The sequence below is a fragment of the Streptomyces sp. NPDC059582 genome (assembly GCF_042735715.1).
In the GTDB taxonomy this organism is placed as follows: Bacteria; Actinomycetota; Actinomycetes; order Streptomycetales; family Streptomycetaceae; genus Streptomyces.
Genome location: NZ_JBHWCC010000030.1, coordinates 1 through 8,971 on the forward strand (window position 1 = coordinate 1; position 8,971 = coordinate 8,971).

General features: G+C 70.1%; 3 protein-coding genes. 1 reads left to right on the plus strand and 2 read right to left on the minus strand.

The window, feature by feature from the left end; translation table 11 throughout:
- Positions 1–229: 229 nt before the first annotated feature.
- Positions 230–3,982, minus strand: a complete 3,753-nt coding sequence (locus ACFV0T_RS24340; protein ID WP_385782816.1) for a S8 family serine peptidase — start codon at positions 3,980–3,982, stop codon at positions 230–232.
- A 937-nt stretch (positions 3,983–4,919) separates the two neighbouring features.
- Between ACFV0T_RS24340 and rph the strand changes: the two genes are divergently transcribed.
- Positions 4,920–7,526, plus strand: a complete 2,607-nt coding sequence (rph, locus tag ACFV0T_RS24345) for a rifamycin-inactivating phosphotransferase (RefSeq protein WP_385782819.1) — start codon at positions 4,920–4,922, stop codon at positions 7,524–7,526.
- A 338-nt stretch (positions 7,527–7,864) separates the two neighbouring features.
- Here rph and ACFV0T_RS24350 read toward each other — a convergent pair whose 3' ends face one another.
- Positions 7,865–8,863 (minus strand): LuxR family transcriptional regulator, encoded by a 999-nt coding sequence (locus tag ACFV0T_RS24350; RefSeq protein WP_385782822.1) that lies wholly within the window; start codon positions 8,861–8,863, stop codon positions 7,865–7,867.
- Positions 8,864–8,971 lie beyond the last annotated feature (108 nt).

An 8,971-nucleotide genomic window follows, 5' to 3' on the forward strand; every position in this document is an offset into this window, starting at 1 on the left:
GGGATTCTTCTGCAAGTCCAACCCCCCCCCGGGCCCGGGGGCCACAAACCCGGTCCGGGTGCCTCCCCCGGGGGGCTCACACCCGCCCCGCCGGGGGGCCCCGCCCAGGGGGGGGGGGGGCCCCCACGACTGTCCTGGGCGCCTCAACAGCGCCCAGGACGAACAGCGTCCTTGTGCCCCGGCAACGGGCGCCACCGCGATGGGTTCCCGGTTGCCGGGGCCGACGGACCTACTTGAGGCCGAAGGCGCGGATCAGGGTCTGGCTCACGCTGTTGCCCTTGGCGTCCTTCGCCGTCGTGCGCAGGCTCGCGAACCGGGACTTGAGCGGCGCGTTCAGCGACGCCGTCCAGTCCGCGCCCTTGTGGCGCAGCGTGGTCCGGTGCCAGGTGACGCCGTCGTCGTAGGAGACGTCCAGGGTCACCGTGCGGATCGTGCCGGAGCCGGTCGCGCCCTCCAGGTGCGAGGGCGTGACGGACACCGCTGACCGCCTGCCTGCCCGGCCGGACAGGTCGGTGGCCACCGCGTAGTCGAGCTGCACCAGCGGCAGAGGCGTGATGGCCGTGTAGTCCTTCGTGTTCGTGCTGGAGGTGAACCCCCACTCGGTGCGCGTACGGGTCGAGTACGGGCGGTTCGACACGTTCCGCTTGCCCTCCACCACGATCCGGTAGGGCAGCGGGTCCGGTGACAGCCCCTCCGCGGACAGGATGTGCTCGTCGGTGTCCTCGGCGAGCAGCTGGTCGCCCTGGTAGAGCGAGAGCTTCGTCGTTCCGCCGTCGATCCAGGCCGTGCCCTCGTGACGGTCGGAGTCCCCCCAGGCGAGCAGCAGCGACGTGTTGATGATGTCGCCGGTCCGGAAGGGCGAGTGCCAGTTGACGCCGTCGTCCAGCAGCCGCGGGTGCTGGATCGGGGCGAACCAGGTCTCCTCGGTGGTGCTGCGCGGCTTGTACGAGCGCGCCGCGCCTCCCTCGGAGAGGTCACGCATGAAGGCGGAGGACACCCAGTCGACGCCCGCCGTCACCCACGACGTCAGCGTGCCCTGGGCCGCGACCGGCGTCGGCTGGGCTCCCAGGGACGCCGGCCACAGGACGTTCAGGTCCTCGCGGTACGCGAGGGCCTGACCCTGCTCGGTGTTGCGGAACGACTCGTCGATCCGCGCCAGTTCGCCCGGGCGGGGCCGGTAGGACGGATCCCGGGGGACGGCCCCGTCGTGGTGGCGGACCAGGTCGTAGACGTAGCGCGGATACGGGTGCGAGACCACCTTCAGCGTCGTCGTGCCGGTCCTGCGGAGCTGGCCGCGCAGCCGTGCGCTGTCGTCGGTGCCGAGCGAGGCCACCGGCAGCGGGGCGGGCTCGGGCTCGTGCGCCCAGGGGTCCAGCTTCCCGTAGCCGTCGTTCAGGGTCAGCAGCTGCCTGGCGCCGGCCTTCGCCGCCGCCGCGGCCTGCTCCGGGGCGGACACGGTGTCACTGCGGCGGACGACCGCCACCTGACCGCGCACCTTCACCTTGCGGAAGTCCGCGGCCGAACCGTCACCGGCCCAGACGGCCCGGTAACTTCCCCTGCCTTCCGGCAGCTTGGGGGACAGGCTCTGCACGACGACGTCGTCGTAGGTCCGCGAGCCGGTGGAGAACGTCAGCGGGGGCTCGACCTGCCGCCAGCGGGTGGCGAAGACGTACGTGCCCTTCGTGACCTTCGGCGTCGGGGTCACCCAGAGGCTGTCGTACCGCCAGTAGTCGGGCATGTAGCTGTCCAGGTACGGGAACAGCCCGCTGTTGGTCCGGTACTGGTCCAGCCGCATGAACTGGTTGGCGGTCGCCTGCGGGGTGAAGGCGGCCACCTTGCGCAGTTTCGCGGCGTCGAAGGTGACGGTGCGGTCGGTGCCGAGGTCGATCTGCGGCGCGGTGAACACTGCGGAGCCCAGCGTGTGCGTGCCGTCGATGCCCGGTACGTCGGCGTACATCCACCCCGCGTAGGTGCCCGGGGACACGCGCACGGTCATGCGGCCCGAAGCGTCGATCTCGTAGAACTTGGGCGTGGTGTTGCGCTCGACGTCCTTCAGGACGAGGGTGCCAGGCAGGGCGGCCCCGCGACGGTCCTTGGCCTTGACCGTCAGCGTGACCCGCTGGCCCTCCTTGTTCACGCCGACCGGCGTGCGGGCGAGGATCGTGCCGTCAGCGCCGGTGGCCATGAGACGGCCGGAGTAGGCGGCGTTCTCCTCCGCCAGGTCGAGGTGGCTGATCACACCGACGGTGGCGGTGCCGTGCGCGGGCACGGTCAGCCGTGTGTCGGTGAGGGTCAGCAGCCCCTCGGGCAGCAGGCCCGCGGGTATGGACAGGTCCAGGGTGACCGGCTCGGCGCCGGTGTTGGTGTACGTCACGTCGTTGCGGACGCTCTGGCCCGGCGTGTACGGGTAGTGGGCCTGCGCGAACGCGTTCCCGGAGGCGACCAGCGTGGCCTTCACCGCGGCGGCGACGTCGAGCCGCCCGTTGCCGGCCAGGAAGGGGCTGTACCTGTCGCCGTTCGAGACAGTGCCGACCAGGGCGTCCTTGAGCTGCTGCCCCGTCCAGTCCGGGTGCTCGGCGGCCAGCAGCGCGGCGGCGCCTGCGACGTGGGGGGTGGCCATGGAGGTGCCGCTCATCGTCTGGTAGGCGCCCTCGCCCTCCGGCGCGTACTGCGAACGCGCCGCCAGCACGTTCACGCCCGGGGCGGTCAGATCGGGCTTGATGGCGTTGTCACCCTTGCGGGGGCCGCGGCTGGAGAAGTCCGCCAGCTGGTCCACGCCCTTGCCCGGGCCCTCCACCGCGCCGACCGTCAGCGCGGCGTCCGCGGCACCGGGGGCGCTCACGGTGTACGTCTCCGGGCCGGAGTTGCCGGCCGCGATGACGAACAGCGCCCCGGTCTCCTTGCTGAGCTCGTTCACGGCCTGGCTCAGGGGGTCGGTGCCGTCCGTGGGTCCGCTGCCCAGGCTCATGCTGACGATCTTCGCGTGCTGGTCGCGGGCGGCCCACTCCATGCCCGCCAGGATCCAGGAGTCCTGGCCCTCGCCGATGTTGTTCAGGACCTTGCCGATGTGCAGCGAGGCCCCGGGGGCGACGCCCTTCTCCTTGCCGTCGGACGCTGCGCCCGTACCCGCGACCGTCGAGGCGACGTGAGTGCCGTGGCCGTGCCGGTCGGTGACGTCCTGGTCGGGCACGAAGCTCTTCGTCTCGGCGATGCGGCCGGCGAAGTCGGGGTGCGCGGCGTCGATGCCGGTGTCCAGCACGGCGACGTCCACGCCCTGCCCGGTGTCCCCGCTCTCCCAGACCTCGGGCGCGCCGATCTGCGCGGTGGTGTCGGACAGCGTCGCCTTGGCCTTGCCGTCCAGCCACACCTTGGCGATCCCGCCCGTCAGCCGCCCGGAGGGCCGCTTCCCCGCCACCTCCTCGGCGGCGGCGCCGGTGAGGGAGGTCCAGAAGTCCGTCACCCGCGCGTGCTCGGCGGATATCGCGGCCCCCTGGATGCTGCTGAGCGTCAGGGTCTTGCGCGCGCCGTCCGGAGTCTTCGCGCTGCGGGCGCGGGCAGCGGCATCGGTGTAGGTGACGATCAGCGGCAACCGGTCGCTGTGGCTGTCGTCGTAGCCGTCCTCGAGCAGTTCGCTGACGTTGAACAGTCGCTCGTCGAGCGTGCCTGAAGCGATGTAGGGCAGCGCCGCGTCGGGGTACACGTAGGTGTCGGGGCCGACCGACATGACATGGGCGCCGCTCGGCCTGCCCTGCGGATCGGACACCGTCGCGGTGGTACGGCCGTTGCTGACGGACACCGCGACCTTGTCACCGGTGATCAGCGTGACGGTCCCCGTGACCTCCGGGCTTCCGGCGGCGGATGCGGCAGGTGAGGTGGGCGACGTGGGGGACTCGGCTGACGCGGCCGGTCCGATGGTCGTCAGCGCCACGAGGACGGCGACCGCGACTGGCAGCCCGCGTCTGGGCGACGAAGGTATACGCAAGGGGACCTCAAGAGCTAGACGTGCGAAAGGTGTTCGTAGTCAGCCATTCATCTGCCTCGCTGTAAAGAAGAGGTCATGTCCCTTGGGTGCCAATGTCCTCAAGTGGACAGGCGGCACTTCAATCGAGGAAATTCCCCATTGGCACACGCCCGAGCCGTCCTGAGGCGTACCGCGAAAAGCGGACGGCCGGCACCCGTAACCGTCGGCCGTGAGAACGTCACTCCGCCCCTTCAGGGCCCGCGCTTTGTCCCGGAGAATTGATGCCCCGTCAATGTCGTTTATCCAGCCCCGATCAATCATGAGTCCGGGTCGGTTCGCCGGTGGGGGCTCGGTGGGTCGTCCGGTGGTGAAGCGGAGCGAGTGGCGGCGGCCGGTGGGTACGAGCTGTACCGCGGCGGAGAAGAGCCGGAACCGGAGCCGCTCGGGTCGCCAGTGGCGGGTGTCGTCGGGGGGCGGTGCGGATCAGCGTCCGGCGCCCGTGCCACAGGAGCACGCGTAGCCGTACGCGGCGCGTCACCGCTTCGCGAGAGGCTTGTCGGTTCCCCTGGCCGACAGAAGGCAAAGGCAAAGGCAAGGAGAGCTCTCTCCTTGCCGCTCCTAAGGTATAGCGCACTGGGGGGCTTGCGGCAAGGCCCGGGTGGTGGCACAGAATCGTCGGCCAATGCCACAACCTGCGGAATTGAGGGCACGACGTGCGTGTGTTGTCGACGTATGGGGGACGCGGTGACGTCGAACCGGTAGTGGGACGGGCAGTGCGGTCGCGGGCGCTCAGGGCGGAAGCGCGCAGGTGCGCCCCGACCGACTCGTCAGGGGGAAGGCGACCAGAGATGAGGACGTGCCCGCCAAGAGGTGCGACAGAGTGGACAGCATGGGAGGCGCCGGTGATTCGCGTGGCCGGCGCGGGGCGACGGCACACGGCTGCCTCGGAGGTATCGCAGTGATCGAGCAGTATGTGTTGGATCTTCATGAGGTGGACGAGACGCGGGTCGCGGTCGTCGGCGGCAAGGGCGCGCACCTGGGTGGGCTGTCGCGGATCGAAGGCATCCGCGTGCCGAGCGGCTTCTGCGTGACGACGGACGCCTTCCGGCGGATCATGGCGGAAGCGCCGTCGATCGAGGATCGGCTCGAGCAGCTGTCTCGCTCGAACCCGGACGACCGGGAGGCGATCCGCACGCTCAGCGCGCAGATTCGCCGGACCATCGAGGGAATCGCCATCCCGGGCGATCTCGCGGCAGCGATCACCCACGCGCTCGCCCGGCTCGGCGGGCGAGCCGCCTACGCCGTCCGATCCAGCGCGACGGCGGAGGACCTTCCGACGGCCTCCTTCGCCGGCCAGCAGGACACGTACCTGAACGTCGTGGGGCCGACGGCGATCCTCCAGCACGTCAGCCGGTGCTGGGCCTCGCTGTTCACCGAGCGGGCCGTGACCTACCGCCAGCGCAACGGCATCGACCACCGTACGGTCCACATGGCCGTGGTCGTGCAGCAGATGGTCTTCCCGCATGCGGCCGGCATCCTGTTCACGGCCGACCCCGTCACGGGCAACCGGACGGTCGCCACCGTGGACGCCGGCTTCGGCCTCGGCGAGGCCCTGGTCTCCGGCCTGGTGAACCCGGACGTCTTCAAGGTGCGACACGGCGCAGTCGTCGCCAAGACGATCGCCGTCAAAAAGCGTGCCGTTCACGCCCTCGCGGACGGCGGTACGCAGGAAGTGGCGATCGACTCGCCACGGCAGGAGCAGCCGGCGCTGACGGATGCGCAGGTCGTCCGGCTCGTGCAGCTCGGACGGCGGATCGAAGAGCACTTCGGCCGCCCGCAGGACATCGAATGGTGCCTGGTCGATGATGACTTCCGGATCGTCCAGAGCCGGCCGATCACGACACTGTTCCCCATCCCCGAGACCGACGACCAGGAGCGTCACGTCTACGTCTCCGTCGGCCATCAGCAGATGATGACCGACCCCATGAAGCCCCTGGGGCTCTCCATGTGGCAGCTGACGGCCATGGTGCCGATGCACGCGGCCGGCGGGAGGCTGTTCGTCGACGTCGCCCGGCGCCTGGCTTCGCCCGCGAGCCGCGCCGGCCTCCTGGACGTCATGGGGAGGGGCGATCCGCTGGTCAGGGACGCTCTGGAGACCGTCCTGGACCGCGACGATTTCGTCCCGTCGCTCCCCGATACCGGTCCCGGCGGGCCACCGGTACGCGCTGCGGCCGCCCCGATCGAGACCGATCCGGCCGTCGTCACCGAGCTGATCGAGCGCAGCCAGGCGTCCGTCGCCGCCCTGGAACGCGACATCCGGTCGAAGACCGGGCCGGCCTTGTTCGACTTCCTGCTGGAGGCCTTCGAGGAGCACAAGCGAGTCCTCAGCGATCCGCTGAGCATGCAGGCGATCATGGCGGGGATGGAGGCCACGTGGTGGCTCAACGACAGCCTGCGGGAGTGGCTGGGCGAGAAGAACGCGGCTGACACGCTCACGCTGTCCGCCCCCGACAACATCACGTCCGAGATGGGACTGGAGCTGCTCGACGTCGCGGACGTGATCCGCCCGCGGCCGGAGGTGGTGGCGTTCCTGCAGGGAGTCGAGTACGGCGAGGACGGCGCCTTCCTGGACGAGCTGGCGAAGCTCGCGGGCGGGACCGAAGCACGTGACGCCATCGAGACCTACCTCGACCGGTACGGCATGCGCTGCGTCGGCGAGATCGACATCACGAGGCCACGTTGGCGCGAGCGCCCCACCACGCTCGTGCCCGTGATCCTCGACAACGTCAGGAACTTCGAGCCGGGCGCCGCCGAGCGGCGCTTCGAGCAGGGGCGGCAGAAGGCGCGGAAGAAGGAACAGGACGTGCTGTCACGCCTGCGGGCCCTGCCGGACGGGGAGCGGAAAGCCGACGAGACCAAGCGGATGATCGACCGGGTCCGCACCTTCATCGGGTACCGGGAGTACCCGAAGTACGGCATCATCAGCCGCTATCTGGTCTACAAGCAGGCCTTGCTGGCGGAGGCCGAGCGCCTTGTGCGGGCAGGCGTGCTTCCTGAGAGGGAGGACGCTTTCTACCTCACGTTCCAGGAACTCCACGACGTCGTGCGTTCGCACCGGGTGGACGACCAGCTCATCCAGCAGCGCAAGGACGCGTTCCGGTCGTACCACGCACTCACACCGCCCCGGGTGCTCACGTCGGACGGTGAGGCCGTCACCGGGGCGTACCGGCGCGACGACGTGCCGACCGGCGCCCTGGTCGGCCTACCGGTTTCCGCCGGGACCATCGAAGGACGGGCCCGCGTCATCCTCGACCTGGCGGAGGCCGATCTCGAAGCGGGCGACATCCTGGTCACGACCTTCACGGACCCCAGCTGGTCGCCGCTGTTCGTCGCGGTCGCGGGCCTGGTGACGGAGGTGGGCGGCCTGATGACCCATGGCGCGGTGATCGCCCGGGAGTACGGCTTGCCGGCCGTCGTGGGTGTGGAACACGCCACCCGGCTGATCCGGGACGGGCAGCGGATCCGCGTGCACGGAACCGACGGCTACGTCGAGATCCTGCCTTGACCGTCCACGCCGAGAAGGCCCATCCGTAGCCACCGGCTCAGAACGCCAAGCGGTTGATGACCACCCCACGACCGCCACTCGCGACGCGGACACGCAGATATCGCGGACATAACTGACATCACGGACGCGACCCGTAACTGTTCTTCACCTCGTAAGTGCCTCTGCCGCTACCCCGCACAGGACCCTCAGCTCGTCCTGTCGTTGCAGCTCAGAGGCACTTTCTACGTTCTCGACCACCTACCGGACAGCGCCCCTCGTGAAAGCCCGGGGCTAGAGGCCTGTCGGCTTGGCCGACGCATCATGCGCCGGGATGCGGCACGAAGAAGCCACCAGGGCCCTCAGACCCAGTTGCGGCGCGCCGCGGCAACGCCCGCGCCGAAACGGCTGGTGGTCCCCAGTTCCGCGTAAAGATCCTGAATTCGCCTGCGCAGCGTCCTTGACGAGATCCCGAACTGGCGGGCGATCGCCTCGTCCTTGACTCCAGCCGCGAACAACGCGAGGAGATTCCGTTCCTCGTCCGTGGGTTTGCGGTCCTCGTCCAGGGGACGGGACGGTAGCGGCACCTGCTCACCGGGCCCCGGCATGCCCGCCAGCGGGGACGCGGCCGCCCAGTAGCGCTCGAAGAGTTCCCCCAGTGCCTCCAGCAGTGGGGGCGCCTCGGTGTAGAGGCAGTCTGTGTTCCCGTCGGACAGACTCAGGGACACCATCGCGGCCGACCGGTCGGCCATGGCGAGCTTGATCGGCAGCGTCGGCGTGATCCTCGCCTCCTCTCCACGCGACACCAGGCTGCCCAGTTCCTGCCAACTGCCGTCCCCGACGAAACTGGCCGCCGCGTAGACGGCGCGCACCCGGACGCCGCGTCCCACCGCCGCCTCGTCGAGCGGACCGTTGGGGGCCAGCAGGAACGGAGGGCGGTCCAAGGAGCAGATCTCGGCGCGCGCGGCCTGCTTCAACCGGTAGTAGCGGTCGCCGACCGCCTCCGGCCCGCTGATCACAAGGGTCCCGTGGCCGCCGTTGCTGGTCCGCTTCGCGGTGTCGAAGATCGCGCCGAGCGAGCCCGCCGCGTCGCGCACGGAGGCCAGTTGCCGTTCGCGTGACTCGACCAGCGACCGCAGCGCGTGCCGGGGGTCCACGGTGAGGTACTCCCCCGATGTGCGACGACTGACCAGCCCGAAACGGTGCAAACGTTCGAGCAGCGCCAGCCCCTCGGGGTACGTCACTCCGAGCGCCGCCATCACGTCGTCGACGGTCCCGCCACCGCACGCCAGCAGGTGGCGATAGGCCTTCTCCGCCTCCGAGTCCACCCCGACCAGATCCAGCGGCGCAGCATCCTCCATCAGAACCCTCCAAGTCAAGACCGCCGCCTGCGAAGGTCCATCAAGAAGGTAACAAGCCCCCGTCGGCCGGTACCGCCCGCCCTCACACGTGGTGGCCTGGGTCAGCGG